At 68.3% G+C, this 17,224-nt stretch carries 8 protein-coding genes and 2 tRNA genes; 6 read left to right on the top strand and 4 right to left on the bottom strand.

Annotated features, from left to right (window positions below; translation table 11 throughout):
• Positions 1–259: 259 nt before the first annotated feature.
• The 3 genes from MELE44368_RS25505 to MELE44368_RS25495 all read left to right on the top strand — a co-directional run bounded on the left by MELE44368_RS25505 (position 260) and on the right by MELE44368_RS25495 (position 11,350).
• Positions 260–9,517, top strand: a complete 9,258-nt coding sequence (locus MELE44368_RS25505; RefSeq protein ID WP_128111009.1) for a type I polyketide synthase — start codon at positions 260–262, stop codon at positions 9,515–9,517.
• Positions 9,508–9,900: a holo-ACP synthase AcpS gene (gene acpS / locus MELE44368_RS25500; RefSeq protein ID WP_064892978.1), complete on the top strand. Its 393-nt coding sequence runs from the start codon at positions 9,508–9,510 to the stop codon at positions 9,898–9,900. The genes MELE44368_RS25505 and acpS overlap by 10 nt, the downstream gene beginning before the upstream one ends.
• Positions 9,901–10,006: 106 nt before the next feature.
• A complete protein-coding gene (locus tag MELE44368_RS25495) occupies positions 10,007–11,350 on the top strand; it encodes a dipeptidase (protein WP_128111008.1) in 1,344 nt (447 codons plus the stop codon).
• 582 nt (positions 11,351–11,932) lie between these two features.
• On the opposite strand, the gene bcp is transcribed toward MELE44368_RS25495, so the two are convergent.
• Entirely contained in the window at positions 11,933–12,406 is a 474-nt protein-coding gene (gene bcp, locus MELE44368_RS25490; protein WP_128111007.1) for a thioredoxin-dependent thiol peroxidase, read from the bottom strand.
• A 113-nt stretch (positions 12,407–12,519) separates the two neighbouring features.
• Between bcp and MELE44368_RS25485 the strand changes: the two genes are divergently transcribed.
• The gene (locus MELE44368_RS25485; RefSeq protein WP_128111006.1) at positions 12,520–12,747 is read left to right on the top strand and encodes a DUF3618 domain-containing protein; all 228 of its coding nucleotides are present in this window, start codon (positions 12,520–12,522) and stop codon (positions 12,745–12,747) included.
• A 557-nt stretch (positions 12,748–13,304) separates the two neighbouring features.
• Here MELE44368_RS25485 and MELE44368_RS25480 read toward each other — a convergent pair.
• Positions 13,305–13,377, bottom strand: a tRNA-Lys gene (locus MELE44368_RS25480).
• A gap of 158 nt (positions 13,378–13,535) precedes the next feature.
• Here MELE44368_RS25480 and MELE44368_RS25475 point away from each other — a divergent pair.
• On the top strand, positions 13,536–14,756 hold the full coding sequence (locus MELE44368_RS25475; RefSeq protein WP_128111005.1) for a L,D-transpeptidase: 1,221 nt from the start codon (positions 13,536–13,538) through the stop codon (positions 14,754–14,756).
• Positions 14,757–14,807: 51 nt separating this feature from the next.
• Here the strand turns inward: MELE44368_RS25475 and MELE44368_RS25470 are convergent.
• Both MELE44368_RS25470 and orn read right to left on the bottom strand, forming a co-directional pair.
• Positions 14,808–14,880 (bottom strand) — tRNA-His (locus tag MELE44368_RS25470).
• A gap of 35 nt (positions 14,881–14,915) precedes the next feature.
• Entirely contained in the window at positions 14,916–15,563 is a 648-nt protein-coding gene (gene orn / locus MELE44368_RS25465) for an oligoribonuclease (protein ID WP_128111004.1), read from the bottom strand.
• Positions 15,564–15,619: 56 nt separating this feature from the next.
• Between orn and MELE44368_RS25460 the strand changes: the two genes are divergently transcribed.
• Positions 15,620–17,197 carry a helicase HerA-like domain-containing protein gene (locus tag MELE44368_RS25460; RefSeq protein ID WP_128111003.1) on the top strand — a complete coding sequence of 526 codons (1,578 nt, stop codon included), beginning with the start codon at positions 15,620–15,622 and terminating at the stop codon, positions 17,195–17,197.
• Positions 17,198–17,224 lie beyond the last annotated feature (27 nt).

Here is a 17,224-nt window from a genome sequence, read left to right as displayed (position 1 = left end):
TTACCGAACTATCGGTTACTAAAGCGTAGAACTCGCTAGTAACCATTTCGGCTGTCAGAATGGCCTGGTTCTTATGAGACTCTTAGTACGGCCGGAGAGTCCGCGAGACGGTCGCGAGATCCCTCTGGCCGGACAGACCTGAACCAGTCGGGATTCGACGTCGAATCGCAGAGCCTCGCGTGCGCGCGAGCCACCACATCATCAGGCCGACAGCCACCGACGACGAGCAGCAGAAGCGGGACGAGGGAGACAACACGACGTGACGATCAACGAGCAGCACCGGGTGCCCACCGACCGCAAGACGCAGGACTCGGCCGCCCTTGCGGGCACGCACGCCCTCGTTGATCGGCTGAACGCCGGCGAACCCTATGCGGTCGCCTTCGGCGGCCAGGGCGGCTCCTGGCTGGAGAACCTCGAGGAACTGGTCAGCTCGGCCGGCATCGAGTCCGAGCTCAGCGAGGTGGTCGGTGAGGCGGAGCTGCTCCTGCAGCCGGTGGCCCGTGAACTGGTCGTGGTCCGCCCCATCGGATTCGAGCCGATGAAGTGGGTCCGGGCGTTGGCCGCCGAAGAGCCGCTGCCCACCAGCAAGCAACTGATCACCGCCGCGATCTCGGGCCCGGGCATCCTGCTGACCCAGATGGCGGCCATTCGCGCGTTGACGCGCCAAGGCCTGGATCTGCAGGGCAGCCCGCCGGTGGCGATGGCAGGTCACTCCCAGGGTCTGATGGCCTGCGAGTCGCTGCGCGCCAACGGGGCCAGGGACGCCGAGCTGCTGGCGCTGCTGCAGCTGATCGGCGCGGCTGGCTCGCTGGTCTCGCGGCGTCGCGGCATGGTCGGGCGCGGGGACAAATCCCCGATGGTGTCGGTCACCAACGTCGATCCGGACCGCATCGCCGAACTCCTCGAAGAGTTCTCCCAGGACGTCCGAACGGTGCTTCCGCCGGTGCTGTCGATCCGCAACGGCAGGCGGTCCGTGGTCATCACCGGCACTCCCGAACAACTCGGCCGCTTCGAGCTGTACTGCGCGAAGATCACCGAGAAGGAGGAAGCCGAGCGCAAGAACAAGCTTCGCGGCGGCGCGGTCTTCTCGCCGCAGTTCCACGGTGTGCAGGTCGAGGTCGGCTTCCACACCCCGCGGTTGGCAGACGGCATCGAGCTCGTCGACCGCTGGGCCGCGCAGTGCGGGATCGACGCCGAGCTGGCGCACGAGATGACCGAGTCGATCTTCGTGCGGCCCATCGACTGGGTGGCCGAGGTCGAGCGACTGCATGACGCGGGCGCGAAATGGATCGTCGACCTGGGGCCGAGCGACACCGCGACCCGGGTGACCGCGCCGATCGTGCGTGGGCTCGGCATCGGCCTGGTGCCCGCCGCCACCCGGCTGGGCCAGCGCAACCTGTTCACCGTCGGCGCCGAACCCGAAGTGCCCCCGGCCTGGTCGACTTTCGCGCCGACCACCGTGTCGCTGCCCGACGGCTCGGTGAAGCTGTCGACCAAGTTCACCCGGCTGACCGGACGCTCGCCGATCCTGCTCGCGGGCATGACGCCGACGACCGTGGACGCCAAGATCGTCGCCGCGGCCGCCAACGCCGGGCACTGGGCAGAGCTGGCCGGTGGCGGGCAGGTCACCGAGGAGATCTTCGAGAACCGCATCGCCGAGCTGACCAACCTGCTCGAGCCCGGGCGCGCCGTGCAGTTCAACGCGCTGTTCCTGGACCCGTATCTGTGGAAGCTCCAAGTCGGCGGAAAACGGTTGGTGCAGAGGGCTCGTCAGTCCGGTGCGCCGATCGACGGTGTCGTCGTCAGCGCCGGCGTCCCGGAACTGGCAGAAGCCGTCGAGCTCATCGATGAGCTCAACACCGTCGGGATCAGCCACGTGGTGTTCAAGCCCGGCACGGTGGACCAGATCAAATCGGTGATCAGCATCGCCGCCGAAGTGCCCGGCAAGGACGTCATCGTGCACATCGAGGGCGGTCGCGCGGGCGGGCACCACTCGTGGGAGGACCTCGACGATCTCCTGCTGGAGACCTACGCCGAACTGCGCAAGCTGCACAACATCACGGTGTGCGTCGGCGGTGGCATCGGCACCCCGGAGCGGGCCGCCGAGTACCTGTCCGGCGCCTGGGCCAAGGCCTACAACTACCCACCGATGCCTGTCGACGGCATCCTGGTCGGCACCGCGGCGATGGCGACGTTGGAGGCCACCACGTCACCGGCCGTCAAGCAGATGCTCGTCGAGACCACCGGCACCGATCATTGGATCAGCGCCGGAAAGGCCCAGGGCGGCATGGCATCTTCGCGCAGCCAGCTCGGTGCCGACATCCATGAGATCGACAACGCCGCGTCACGGTGCGGCCGGCTGCTGGACGAGGTCGCCGGCGACGCCGAGGCCGTCGCGGCGCGGCGCGACGAACTGATCGCGGCGATGGCCGAGACCTGCAAGCCCTACTTCGGCGACGTCGGCGACATGACCTACCTGCAGTGGCTGCAGCGCTACGTGGAGCTGGCGATCGGTGACGGCGACAGCACCGCCGACACCGCGGCGCCGGGCAGCCCGTGGCTGGCCGACACCTGGCGCGACCGGTTCGCGGCGATGCTCCAGCGTGCCGAGGCCCGGCTGCATCCGCAGGACTCCGGGACCATCGAGACGCTGTTCGACACGGGCTCCGATGACACCGAAGGCCTTGCGCTGCTGGAGAATCCGCAGCAGGCGATCGCCGCGCTGGTGGCGCGCTACCCGGAGGCCGAGACGCTCAAGCTGCACCCCGCGGACGTGCCGTTCTTCATCACGCTGTGCAAGACACCCGGCAAGCCGGTGAACTTCGTGCCGGTCATCGACAAGGACGTGCGGCGCTGGTGGCGCAGCGACTCGCTGTGGCAGGCCCACGACGCGCGGTACTCGGCCGACCAGGTGTGCATCATTCCGGGCATCCAGGCGGTGGCAGGCATCACCCGCGTCGACGAGCCGGTCGGGGAGTTGCTGGACCGCTTCGAGCAGGCCGCGATCGACCAGGTGCTCTCCACCAACGGTCGGCCCGTGGCGGTCGTGTCGCGGCGCTTCGCGCGCGCGGACATCACCGGACCCTTGGCGGTCGTGCTGGACTCGCCCGACGTGCTGTGGGCGGGGCGCATCGCGATCAACCCTGTGCACCGCATCGGCCCGCCCGAGGAGTGGCAGGTCAACGACGTACCCGGAAAGCCCAGCGCCACACACGCTTCCACCGGCGCCCGGCTCGAGCTCGGGGCCGACGGTGTCACGCTGTCCGTTCCGCTCTCCGACATCTGGATCAACATCCCGTTCACGCTGCCGCCCTGCACGGTCAACGGCGGCATGCCGGTGGTCACCGTCGAGGACGCGTCGGCGGCGATGCGCTCGGTCCTCGCGATCGCCGCGGGCGTTCAGACGCCCGACGCGCTGCCGCCGGTGGAGGGCAACACCGCGACGGTGACCGTGGACTGGGACCCCGAACAGGTCGCCGACCACACCGGGGTCACCGCGACGTTCGGCGCGCCGCTGGCGCCGGGCCTGACGCTGGTGCCCGACGCGTTGGTCGGGCACTGCTGGCCGGCCGTGTTCTCGGTCATCGGTTCGGCCACCACCGAGGACGGCTTCCCGGTGGTCGAAGGCCTGCTGAGCCTCGTGCACCTGGACCACGCCGCGCACCTGCTCGAGCCGATGCCCAAGACCAAGGCCGAATTGACCGTGACCGCAACGGTTTCCACGGCCACCGACACCGAGTACGGTCGCGTCATCCCGGTGCAGGTCGACATCGCCGACAGCGACGGCACGGTGCTGGCCCGACTGGAGGAACGGTTCGCGATCCGCGGCCGCACGGGTGCGGCCGAACTCGCCGACCCGCCGCGGGCCGGCGGCGCGATGACCGACAACGCGACCGACACTCCGCGGCGCCGCCGCCGCGACGTCACCGTCGCCGCACCCACCGACATGAGCGCGTTCGCCGTCGTCTCCGGCGACCACAACCCGATCCACACCGACCGGGCCGCAGCCCTGCTCGCCGGGCTGAAATCGCCCATCGTGCACGGCATGTGGCTCTCGGCGGCGGCCCAGCACGTGGTCACCGCAACCGACGGCAGGGCCACGCCGCCCGCCCGCCTGGTGGGCTGGACGTCGCGGTTCCTCGGGATGGTGCTGCCCGGCGACGAGATCGAGTTCCGCGTCGACCGCGTCGGCATCGACCGCGGCGCCGAGGTGATCGAGGTGGCCGCGCGCGTCGGCAACGAGCTGGTGATGTCGGCGACCGCCCAACTGGCCGCCCCGAAGACCGTCTACGCCTTCCCCGGACAGGGCATCCAGTCCAAGGGCATGGGCATGGAGGTGCGGGCGCGTTCCAAGGCCGCCCGCAAAGTGTGGGACACCGCCGACAAGTTCACCCGCGACGTCTTGGGCTTCTCGGTGCTGCACGTGGTGCGCGACAACCCGACCAGCCTGATCGCCTCCGGCGTGCACTACCACCATCCCGAGGGCGTGCTGTACCTGACGCAGTTCACCCAGGTGGCGATGGCGACGGTGGCCGCGGCCCAGGTCGCCGAGATGCGCGAGCAGGGGGCGTTCGTCGAGGGCGCGATCGCCTGCGGGCACTCGGTCGGCGAGTACACCGCGCTGGCCTGTGTCATCGGCGTTTACAAGCTCGAGGGCCTGCTGGAGGCGGTGTTCCACCGCGGTTCCAAGATGCACGACATCGTCCCGCGCGACGCGCAGGGCCGGTCGAATTACCGGATGGCCGCCATCCGCCCGTCGCAGATCGATCTCGAAGACGCCGACGTGCCGGCCTTCGTCGAGGAGATCTCGCAGCGCACAGGCGAGTTCCTGCAGATCGTGAACTACAACCTGCGCGGTTCGCAGTATGCGATCGCCGGCACGGTCGCCGGGCTGGAGGCGTTGGAGGAGGAAGTCGAGAAGCGCCGCCAGATCACCGGCGGCAAGCGCTCTTTCATCCTCGTGCCCGGGATCGACGTGCCGTTCCACTCCTCGGTGCTGCGCATCGGCGTGAACGATTTCCGGCGGGCTCTGGAACGGGTCATGCCCGAGGAAGCGGATCCGGAACTGGTTGTCGGGCGCTACATCCCGAACCTGGTGCCGCGCCCGTTCACGCTGGACCGTGACTTCATCGAAGAGATCCGGGAACTGGTTCCCGCCGAACCGCTCGACGAGGTGCTGGCCGACTACGACACCTGGCGCAACGAGCGGCCCAAGGAGCTGTGCCGCAAGATCGTCATCGAGTTGCTGGCCTGGCAGTTCGCCAGCCCGGTGCGCTGGATCGAGACCCAGGACCTGCTGTTCATCGAGGAGGCCGCCGGTGGTCTCGGTGTCGAGCGCTTCGTCGAGATCGGCGTGAAGTCGGCGCCGACCGTGGCGGGCCTGGCCCAGAACACGCTGAAGCTGCCGGAATACAGCCATAACACCACCGAGGTGCTCAACGCCGAGCGCGACGCCGCGGTGTTGTTCGCCACCGACACCGACCCCGAGCCGGAGCCCGAACTGGACGACGCACCCGCTCCCGAGGCGGTCGAGGCGACGCCGGCCGTCGGGGTGCCCGAGGTTCCCACGGCCCCTGCCGCACCCTCGGGCGGGCCGCGGCCCGACGACCTCGGCTACGACGCGTCGGACGCCACGATGGCGCTGATCGCGTTGTCGGCGAGGATGCGGATCGACCAGATCGAGCCGCTGGACTCCATCGAGTCCATCACCGACGGCGCGTCGTCGCGACGCAACCAGCTGCTGGTGGACCTGGGTTCGGAGCTGAACCTCGGCGCCATCGACGGCGCGGCCGAGGCCGATCTGGCCGGGCTGAAGGGACAGGTGACCAAGCTGGCCCGGACCTACAAGCCGTTCGGCCCAGTGCTTTCCGACGCGATCAATGACCAGCTGCGCACGGTGCTCGGGCCGTCCGGGAAGCGTCCGGCCTACATCGCCGAGCGGGTCAAGAAGGTCTGGGAACTCGGCGACGGCTGGGTCAAGCACGTCACGGTCGAGGTCGCGCTTGGCACCCGGGAGGGCTCCAGCGTGCGCGGCGGTGACCTGGGTGGCCTGCACGACGGCGCGCTCGCGGACGCGGCGACCGTCGACAAGGTGATCGACGCCGCCGTGGCCGCGGTGGGTGCGCGCCACGGCGTCGCCGTTTCGCTGCCCGCGGCCGCCGCGGGCGGCGGTGGCGGTGTGGTCGACTCGGCCGCGCTGGGTGAGTTCGCCGCGCAGGTGACCGGCCCCAACGGGGTGCTCGCGTCGGCGGCCCGCCTCGTTCTGAGCCAACTCGGCCTCGATGCGCCGGCGAGCGTCCCGGACGCGACCGACGCCGAGCTGATCGATCTGGTCACGGCCGAATTGGGTTCGGACTGGCCGCGTTTGGTGGCTCCGGTGTTCGACGCCCGCAAGGCGGTGCTGTTCGACGACCGCTGGGCCAGTGCGCGCGAGGACCTGGCCAAGCTGTGGTTGATGGACGAGGACGAGATCGACGCCGACTGGCCGCGGCTGTCCGAGCGGTTCGAGGGCACCGGCCACATCGTCGGCAAGCAGGCCACCTGGTGGCAGGGCAAGGCGCTGGCCGCGGGCCGTAACATCCACGCCTCCCTGTACGGCCGCGCCGCCGCGGGCGCCGAGAATCCCGGCAAGGGCCGCTACAGCGACGAGGTGGCGGTGGTGACCGGCGCGTCGAAGGGCTCCATCGCGGCGTCGGTGGTCGCCAAACTCCTCGACGGCGGGGCGATGGTGATCGCGACGACGTCGAAGCTCGACGACGACCGGCTGGCGTTCTACCGCACGCTCTACCGCGACCACGCCCGGTTCGGCGCCAAGCTGTGGGTGGTGCCCGCCAACATGGCGTCCTACACCGACATCGACGCGCTGGTCTCGTGGGTGGGCAGCGAACAGACCGAAAGCCTTGGGCCGCAGTCGATCCACATCAAGGACGCGCTGACCCCGACGCTGCTGTTCCCGTTCGCCGCGCCCCGGGTGGCCGGCGACCTCTCCGATGTCGGGTCGCGCGCCGAGATGGAGATGAAGGTGCTGCTGTGGGCGGTTCAGCGGCTGATCTCCGGGTTGTCGCATGTCGGCGCGGAACGTGACGTCGCCGCGCGGCTGCACGTGGTGCTGCCCGGCTCGCCGAACCGCGGCATGTTCGGCGGCGACGGCGCCTACGGTGAGGCCAAGTCCGCGCTGGACGCGCTGGTCACCCGGTGGAAGGCCGAATCGTCTTGGGCGCAACGGGTCTCGTTGGCGCACGCGCTGATCGGCTGGACCAAGGGCACCGGGCTGATGGGCCACAACGACGCGATCGTCGACGCCGTCGAACAGGCCGGCGTGACCACCTACACCACCGACGAGATGGCGACCATGCTGCTCGGGCTGTGCGGCATCGAAGCGAAAGTGGCCGCCGCCCGCGAGCCGCTGCAGGCCGACCTCACCGGTGGGCTGGCCGACGTGGACCTCGACCTCTCGGAGCTCAGCGCCAAGGCCCGCGAGGAGATGGTGTCGGAGTCGGCCGAGGAGGACTCCGAGGAGCACGGAACGATCCGGGCCCTGCCGTCTCCGCCGCGCGGCCACCGCGCGGCGCCGCCGCCGGCATGGGACGACCTCGACGTCGACCCGGCCGATCTGGTGGTCATCGTCGGCGGTGCCGAACTCGGCCCGTACGGCTCGTCGCGGACCCGCTTCGAGATGGAGGTCGAAAACGAGCTGTCGGCCGCAGGCGTGCTGGAACTGGCGTGGACCACCGGCTTGGTGAAGTGGGAGGACGACCCGACCCCCGGCTGGTACGACACCGAGACCGGCGACCTGGTCGACGAGGGCGAGCTGGTGGAGCGCTACCACGACGCCGTGCTCGAGCGGGTCGGCATCCGCGAGTACGTCGACGACGGCGCCATCGGACCGGACCACGCGGCGCCGCTGCTGGTTTCGGTGTACCTCGACAAGGACTTCACGTTCGTGGTGTCCAGCGAGGAAGAGGCCAGGGCGTTCGTGCAATTCGACCCGGAGCACACCGTCATCTCGCAGGTGCCCGACAGCGGTGACTGGCAGGTCACCCGCAAGGCCGGCACCGAGATTCGGGTTCCGCGCAAGACGAAGCTGTCGCGCACGGTCGGAGCGCAGATCCCCACCGGGTTCGACCCGATGGTCTACGGCGTCAGCCAGGAGATGATGAACTCCATTGACCGGCTGGCGATCTGGAACCTCGTCACCACCGTGGACGCGTTCCTGTCGGCGGGCTTCACCCCGACCGAACTGATGCGGTGGGTGCATCCCAGCCTGGTGGCCAGCACGCAGGGCACCGGGATGGGCGGCCTGACGTCGATGCAGACCATGTATCACGGCAACCTGCTGGGCAGGAACAAGCCGAACGACATCCTGCAGGAGGTTCTGCCGAACGTCTTCGCCGGGCACGTCGTGCAGTCCTACATCGGCAGCTACGGCGCGATGATCCACCCGGTCGGCGCGTGCGCCACCGCGGCGGTGTCGGTCGAGGAGGGCGTCGACAAGATCCGGTTGGGCAAGGCGGAATTCGTGGTCGCCGGCGGCTACGACGACCTGTCGCTGGAGGCGATCATCGGCTTCGGCGACATGGCGGCCACCGCCGACACCGAGATGATGCGCGCCAGGGGCATCAGCGACTCGAAGTTCTCCCGTGCCAACGACCGGCGCAGGCTCGGGTTCGTCGAGGGCCAGGGCGGCGGCACGCTGCTGCTGGCCCGCGGGGATCTGGCGCTCAAGATGGGCCTGCCGGTGATGGCGGTGATCGCCTACGTGTCGTCGTTCGCCGACGGCGTGCACACCTCGATCCCGGCCCCGGGCCTGGGCGCGCTGAGCGCCGGCCGCGGCGGACGCCAGTCCGACCTGGCCCGCTCGCTGGCCAAGCTCGGCGTCGGCGCCGACGACATCGCGGTGGTGAGCAAGCACGACACGTCGACGTTGGCCAACGACCCCAACGAGACCGAGTTGCACGAGCGACTGGCCGACTCGTTGGGCCGCTCCGACGGCGCCCCGTTGTTCGTGGTCTCGCAGAAGAGCCTGACCGGCCACTCCAAGGGCGGCGCCGCGGCGTTCCAGATCCTGGGCCTGTGCCAGATTCTGCGCGACGGCGTCATCCCGCCCAACCGCAGCCTGGACTGCGTCGACGACGAGCTCGCCGGCGCCGAGCACCTGGTCTGGCTCCGCGACACCCTGAGGTTCGGCGACAAGTTCCCGCTGAAGGCCGGTCTGGTGACCAGCCTGGGCTTCGGGCACGTGTCGGGCCTGGTGGCGCTAGTGCATCCGCAGGCGTTCCTCGCCGCCCTGAGCCCCCAGGAGCGTGAGGACTACCTCGAACGTTCCAACGCGCGGGTGCTGGCCGGTCAACTGCGGTTGGCGTCGGCGATCGCGGGCGGCCCGCCACTGTACGAGAAGCCGGCCGACCGCAGGTTCGCCGCCGACCAACCGGAGAAGCGGCAGGAGGCCCGGATGCTGCTGGACCCGGCGGCGCGCCTCGGCGACGGCGACGTGTATGTGCCTGCGTCATGGCGATAGTCGGGGTGGGAATCGACCTGGTTTCCATCCCCGAGTTCGCCGAGCAGGTTGACCAGCCGGGGACGGTGTTCGCCGAGACGTTCACGCCCGGGGAGCGTCGGGACGCCGCCGACAAGAGCTCGTCGGCGGCACGGCATCTGGCCGCGCGGTGGGCGGCCAAGGAGGCCGTGATCAAGGCGTGGTCGGGTTCGCGGTTCTCCAAGCGGCCGGTGCTGCCTGAGGGCATCCACCGTGACATCGAGGTCATCACCGACATGTGGGGCAGGCCCAAGGTCCGGCTCACCGGCGCGATCGCCGAGCATCTCAAGGACGTGACGATCCATCTGTCGCTGACCCACGAGGCCGACACGGCGGCGGCGGTGGCCATCCTCGAGGAGCGCTGACCGGTTCTTGGTTTCCGCGAGCGTGCGTGTTTGAGGCCGACACGCCGCGCAAGAGCGCGAGTTCGCGCACGCTCGCCCGGGGTGACGACCCACTAACCTCGAGTGCATGGACGATCTCGTGCGACGAGTACATGAGGTGCTGCCATCGGTACGGCGCGACCTCGAGGACCTGGTGCGCATCGAGTCGGTGTGGGCCGACCCGGCCCGCCGGCCGGAGGTACACCGCAGCGCCGAAGCGGTGGCAAAGCTGCTGTCGGAAGCGGGATTCGGCGACATCCAGATCATCAGCGAGGGCGGCGCGCCGGCGGTCATCGGGCGTCATCCCGCCCCGACGGGAGCGCCGACCGTGCTGCTGTACGCCCACCATGACGTTCAGCCCGAAGGCGATCACACCCACTGGCACTCGCCGCCGTTCGAGCCGACCGAACGCGACGGCCGACTGTACGGCCGGGGGACCGCCGACGACAAGGCCGGTATCGCAACGCATTTGGCGGCCTTCCGGGCGCACGGGGGCAACCCGCCGGTCGGCGTGACCGTCTTCGTCGAGGGCGAGGAGGAATCCGGTTCGCCGTCGTTGCCGAAGCTGCTGGCCGCACACCGCGAGACGTTGGCCGCCGATGTGATCGTCATCGCCGACTCCGACAACTGGAGCACCGACGTGCCGTCGCTGACGGTGTCGCTGCGCGGGCTCGCCGACTGCGTCGTCGAGGTGGCCACCCTCGATCACGGGTTGCATTCCGGGCTGTGGGGCGGCGTGGTGCCCGACGCCCTCAGCGCGTTGGCGCGGTTGCTCGCCAGCCTGCACGACGACGACGGCAACGTCGCCGTGGCGGGCCTGCACGAGGCTACGGCGGCCGACGTCGACTATCCGCCCGAGCGGCTGCGGCGGGAGACCGGCTTACTCGACGGAGTGTCGGAGATCGGCTCCGGTTCAGTGCCGCAACGGCTTTGGGCCAAACCGGCGATCACGGTGATCGGGATCGACACCACGCCGATCGAGAAGTCGTCGAACACCCTGATCCCGCGGGCCAGGGCGAAGATCAGCATGCGGGTCGCGCCGGGCGGCGACGCTGCCGGACACCTGGCCGCGCTGACGCGTCACCTCGAGAAGCATGCACCGTGGGGTGCGCACGTCACCGTCACACCCGGCGATCTCGGGCAGCCCTACCAGATCGACGCCACCGGCCCGGTCTACGACGCCGCTCGGGCCGCGTTCCGGGAGGCGTGGGGCACCGAACCCGTCGACACCGGGGTCGGCGGGTCGATCCCTTTCATCGCCGAGTTCGCCGAGGCGTTCCCGTCGGCGAAGATCCTCGTCACCGGGGTGGAAGACCCTGCGACACAGGCGCACAGCGTCAACGAGAGCCTGCATCTCGGCGTGCTGGAACGCGCCGCCACCGCCGAGGCGCTGCTGTTGGCGAAGCTCGGCGCAGAAGGGCGGCTCCGCTAACTGGTTCGACTCGGTGAGCTCCGCCAGCCGAGGTAACCGAGCAATATGCTGACAAGGAGATAGAACCCGGCACCTAGCCAGAGTGAAGCGGCGCTCCACGTTCTCCCGAGGTAATGCGGCTCATTGAACAGTCCAGCCGCGATCGCAAAGCCGATATTCGCGTGGACCACGCCGACACCGGCGAGAAAACCGCACAGGAACTTGAGAATCTCACGCTTTCTCACGGCCGCCTCCGACGTATCCGAGGGCGACACTGAGCGCGCGCGGGGTGCCAGCATCTTCGCGATGGTTGCGCGTCATGTCTGGTCCCTCCGCTCAGTGCCACTTGACGACCAGAATCGTCCGCACGACAGGAATCGGGCTAGGGCACAAGGTCACCTGGGACTGTGCCTCCTCACCCGCGGATGCTCTCCGCCCACGGCGACGCCGACGAGCTCATCCCGGGCTTCTGGGTTCTCCGTGCCGCCACGACAGGTGTTCGTCGTCCACCGTTATCCGCGGGCGACTCGACCGTGAGTGCGGTTCGCAGACAGGGGTTCCCGGGATGAACCAGCTGATCGCGCGGTGAGGCGCACGGCCGGCTCAGACGGACAGATCGCGCCGTAGCTTCGCGACGTGGCCGGTGGCGCGCACGTTGTACTGCGCCGCCTCGATCTTGCCCTTCTCATCGACAACGAACGTCGAGCGGATGACACCCTGAACCGTCTTGCCGTACATGGTTTTCTCGCCGAATGCACCCCACTCGGTGAGCACCTTGCGGTCCGGATCCGACAGCAGCGGGAAGGTCAGCTTCTCCTTGTCGCGGAACTTGGCCAGCTTCTCGGGCTTGTCGGGGGAGATACCGACGACGTCGAGCCCGGCCTCGTTGAGCTCGGCGAGGTTGTCGCGGAAATCACAGGCCTGCTTGGTGCAGCCCGGTGTCGACGCCGCCGGGTAGAAGTACACGATGACCTTGCGGCCCTTGTAGTCGGAGAGCTTGACGATGTTGCCGTCGGCATCCGGCAGGCTGAACGCGGGTGCTTTGTCGCCGACCTCGAGTCGCGGTGTCTTTGGCACGCCTGGGCATCCCTTCTTGTCGACCGGTGCGCTGGGGTGTGCGCGGGCTGCTCTAGGGTAATCGGCAGGCTCCGAAGTGGAGTGGCGACTTCTCAGGCGGCTTGGAGGCGCAAGTGGCAGACCGCGATCCCGACACCATCAAGCGGGACATCGACCAGGCGCGTAATCAGCTGGCGTCGACCGTGGACATCCTGGCCGAGCGGGCCAACCCCAGCAGGCTGGCCGAGGATCTCAAGGCCGGTGCCGTGCGGTTCGTCAAGAAACCCGCCGTGGCGATGTCGCTGGCGGGCGTGGGCGCGTTGCTGGTCGTGTTGGCGGTGCGCCGCATCAAGCGCGGCTGACGGCCGTCAGCCCCGGCGACGCGCGACGCGGAACCAGTCGGTGAAAGAGAAGCTCGGGGGATTGGCGACCCGGCCGAGACGGCTGCAGCTGTGCACGGCGATGGGGCTGTCCCCAGTTACCTCGTCGGCAGCATGCGAAGCCACGGCGGTTGCCGTAAGCGATCCGCTTATCTGCGACATCAGCTAAGTCCCCGTCTCTTTGTCCATCCGGCCGACGCCGAGGCTGAAAACCTGCCGTCAGCTAACCGAACTTTAGCAGAATTTTTTGCCTTCTAGCAGCTTAAAACCCGAAAACACGGTCCCGGGCCTGTCTTTTCCGCAACTTTTTGACCCTGCTTGTGATTTTAAGCATAAGTTTGCTTATGCTGCCACCAGCACACCTCGGGCGGTGCGGCCACCGATCGGTCAGAGTAATTTACGTGTGCGTAATCCGCACGGTTTGGCGAGCGTGGTTCACACCGCGTGGAGGCGGCCGAGGGGGACCGGTCGGCAACGGGGCCGCCGGCAGACAGAAGACGGACAAAGAAGAAGGGGTCGAAAGATCGACCCCTGGTGAGTGCGCCGTCAGGGTTTCGAACCCCGGACCCGCTGATTAAGAGTCAGCTGCTCTACCAACTGAGCTAACGGCGCTGCGTGTGCGACAATAACAGGCCTTCTGGCGCAGGGTGAAATCCCGAGCGCAGGCGGTGGTCGGGGGAGGCCGCCGAGGCGACTTCCAGGCGAGTTTGCCCATACACTGTTTCGAGAAGCGTTGCTCCGTGCTTCCTGGCTGCGAGGTGGAAAGAACAATGTGGCAGGTCCGTGCTGTGACCCGTCCGCGTCGACGTCGTGCATGGCTGACGGCCATCGCCCTGGTCCCCGTGGTCGCGTTGGGGCTGTCTGCCTGCAGCAGCAATTCCGCGCCCCCTCAGCCCCAGGTGATTGCTGATAAGGGAACGCCGTACGGGGATCTGCTCATTCCCAAGCTCGTCTCCTCGGTGAAGGACGGCGCGGTGGGGGTCAGCGTCGACGCCCCGGTGACCGTCAGCGCGGAATCCGGCGTGCTGGGTTCGGTCACGATGGTGAACGAGAACGGGCGCGTTGTTGACGGCAAGCTGAGCCCCGACGGCCTGACCTGGTCGACCACCGAACCGCTCGGCTACAACAAGCGCTATACGTTGACCGCGGAGTCGATGGGCCTCGGTGGTGCCACCAGCAGGCAGATGACGTTCGAAACGCACTCGCCGGAAAACCTGACGGTGCCCTACGTGGTGCCCAGCGACGGCGAGGTCGTCGGCGTCGGTCAGCCCGTGGCGATCCGGTTCGACGAGAACATCCCGAACCGCCTGGCCGCGCAGCGGGCGATCACGATCAAGACGACGCCACCGGTCGATGGCGCGTTCTACTGGCTGAACAACCGCGAAGTGCGTTGGCGCCCACAGCATTACTGGAAGCCCGGCACCAAGGTCGAAGTGTCGGTCAACACCTACGGCGTCGATCTGGGTGACGGCTTGTACGGCCAGGAGAACCTCTCGACGCATTTCACCATCGGTGACGAGGTCATCTCCACGATCGACGACAACACCAAGACGATGACCGTCAAGCGCAACGGCGAGGTCGTCAAGACCATGCCGGTGTCGATGGGCAAGAACAGCACGCCGACCAACAACGGCACCTACATCGTCGGGGAGAAGCGCGCGCACATGGTGATGGACTCGTCCACCTACGGTGTGCCGGTCAACTCGCCCAACGGGTACCGCACCGAGGTCGACTGGGCGACCCAGATCTCCTACAGCGGCATCTACGTGCACGCGGCGCCGTGGTCGGTGGGTAGCCAGGGCTACAGCAACGTCAGCCACGGCTGCGTCAACGTCAGCACCAGCAACGGGCAGTGGTTCTACAACAACTCCAAGCGCGGTGACGTCGTCGAGGTCATCAACACGGTCGGTTCCACGCTGCCGGGCACCGACGGCCTCGGGGACTGGAACATCCCGTGGGAGACGTGGAAGGCCGGCAACGCCGGCGTCTGAGCCCGAACGAAAAAGGTCAGGGAGCAGAACAATTGCTCCCTGACCAGTCGGGGTGGCTGACGGGACTCGAACCCGCGACAGCCAGGATCACAACCTGGTGCTCTACCAACTGAACTACAGCCACCATTGCCGCGGCGTACTGCTGCGGCGCCGTCGATACTATCCGCTCGGATGCTCTGCGGCCGAATCGGTAACGCTCGAGTCGGCGCCCTTCGTTCCCAGTTCCGCCGCGATCGCCGCGATCTCGCTGGTCGAAGGCCCTGGCGGGGGCACGAACGCGGTGCGGCGGTAGTAGCGCAACTCACGTATCGACTCGTGGATGTCGGCCAGCGCGCGGTGGGTCAGGCCCTTCTCGGGCTGGCCGAAGTAGATCCGGGGATACCAGCGGCGGCACAGTTCCTTGATGGAGCTGACATCGATCATCCGGTAATGCAGAAAATCGTCGAGCTTGGGCATGTCGCGGGCGATGAAGCCGCGGTCGGTGGCGATCGAGTTACCGGCCAGCGGGGCGGTCTTCGCCTGTTTGACGTGCGTCTGGATGTAGTCGAGCACCATCTTCTCCGCGGTCGCGAGGTCGATGGTCGAGGCCCGGACCTCCTCGATCAGCCCCGAGCGGGTGTGCATCTCGGTGACCACCGGAATCATCGACGACAACGCCTGCTCATCGGCGTGAATGACGACGTCGATGCCCTCGCCGAGGACATTGAGATCCGCATCCGTCACCAGCACCGCGATCTCGATGAGCCGGTCGGTCGCCAGATCCAGCCCCGTCATCTCACAGTCGATCCACACCAGTTCATCGCGCACAGCAGCTCTTCCCGTCACTTCGCTCGCCTCAGACGCTCACAGTACTGTTTTCCACCATGACGACTGAGTCGACAGGCACCCCCGCGCAGCAGATCGCCTCCGGATACGCCGTCGAGGGCCCGGCCCTGGAGCTGGGAGCCGTCGTCGTCGACGGGGTCTGCGACCCGTCTGCGCAGGTCCGCATCCCGCTGGCGACGATGAACCGGCACGGCCTGGTCGCCGGCGCCACCGGCACCGGCAAGACGAAGTCGCTGCAGCTGATCGCCGAACAGTTGTCCGCCGCCGGCGTGCCGTGCCTGATGGCCGACGTCAAGGGCGACCTGTCGGGGCTCTCGCGCCCGGGGGAGGCGGGCGACAAGATCGACCAGCGGGCCGCCGACACCGGGGACAGCTGGTCGCCGACGGCGTATCCGGTCGAGTTCCTCACGCTGGGCACCAGCGGGATGGGGGTGCCGGTACGGGCGACGGTGTCCAGTTTCGGTCCGATTCTGCTGTCGAAAGTGTTGGGCCTGAACAAGACCCAGGAGTCGACCCTCGGCCTGATCTTTCACTGGGCCGACCAGCAGGGGTTGCCGCTGCTGGACCTCAAAGACCTGCGGTCGGTCATCCAGTACCTCACCAGCGACGAGGGCAAGCCTTCACTCAAATCGCTTGGCGCGGTGTCGACGACGACGGCCGGGGTGATCCTGCGCGCGCTGGTGAACCTCGAGTCCGAGGGCGGTGACACGTTCTTCGGGGAGCCCGAGCTGGAGCCCGAGGACCTGCTGCGCTGCGACGACCAGGGCCGCGGCGTCATCACCCTGCTGGAACTCGGCAGCCAGGCCACCCGGCCGGTGATGTTCTCGACCTTCCTGATGTGGGTGCTTGCCGACCTGTTCAGCTCGTTGCCCGAGGTCGGTGACGTCGAGAAGCCGAAGCTGGTGTTCTTCTTCGACGAAGCGCACCTGCTGTTCTCCGACGCGTCCAAGGCGTTCCTCGAACAGGTCGAGCAGACCGTCAAGCTGATCCGCTCCAAGGGCGTCGGCGTGTTCTTCTGCACCCAGCTGCCGACGGACGTCCCCAACGACGTGTTGTCCCAGCTCGGCGCGCGCGTCCAGCACGCGCTGCGCGCGTTCACGCCCGATGACCAGAAGGCGTTGTCCAAGACCGTGCGCACCTATCCGAAAACCGATGTGTACGACCTGGAGTCGGCGTTGACGTCGCTGGGCATCGGCGAGGCGATCGTCACCGTGCTCTCCGAGAAGGGCGCGCCGACGCCGGTGGCCTGGACCCGGATGCGGGCCCCGCGGTCGTTGATGGACACCATCGGCAACGACGCGATCGCCGCCGCGGCCAAGGCCAGCCCGCTGCAGGCCGAGTACGGCCAGACCGTGGATCGCGAGTCCGCCTACGAACGGCTGGCCGCCAAGCTCGCCCCGCCGCCCGAACCCGCCGACACCGCGCCCCCGGAAGTGCCGGTGCCGCCGCAGGTGGAGCCGCCGCCGATGCCCGCCCCGCCCGCGGACCCCGGTTTCCTGGAGAAGATGATGGACAGCCCCGCGTTCAAGAGCGCGATGCGCTCGGCGGGCACCGTCATCGGCCGCGAGATCACCCGCAGCATCTTCGGCACCGGGCGCCGCCGCCGCAGGCGTTAGCGCTAGCCGCGGGCCCCACGAAATAGC

It is taken from the genome of Mycolicibacterium elephantis DSM 44368 (assembly GCF_004014805.1).
Lineage (GTDB): Bacteria > Actinomycetota > Actinomycetes > Mycobacteriales > Mycobacteriaceae > Mycobacterium > Mycobacterium elephantis.
The sequence above is the reverse complement of the archived record's forward strand: the minus strand, read 5'-3'. Positions and strand labels throughout refer to the sequence as shown.

Excerpts from the sequence above, each read along its gene's own strand:
- MELE44368_RS25460 (WP_128111003.1), top strand. The coding sequence starts at position 15,620 with ATGACGACTGAGTCGACAGGCACCCCCGCGCAGCAGATCGCCTCCGGA.
- acpS (WP_064892978.1), top strand. The coding sequence starts at position 9,508 with ATGGCGATAGTCGGGGTGGGAATCGACCTGGTTTCCATCCCCGAGTTC.
- MELE44368_RS25475 (WP_128111005.1), top strand. The coding sequence starts at position 13,536 with ATGTGGCAGGTCCGTGCTGTGACCCGTCCGCGTCGACGTCGTGCATGG.
- MELE44368_RS25495 (WP_128111008.1), top strand. The coding sequence starts at position 10,007 with ATGGACGATCTCGTGCGACGAGTACATGAGGTGCTGCCATCGGTACGG.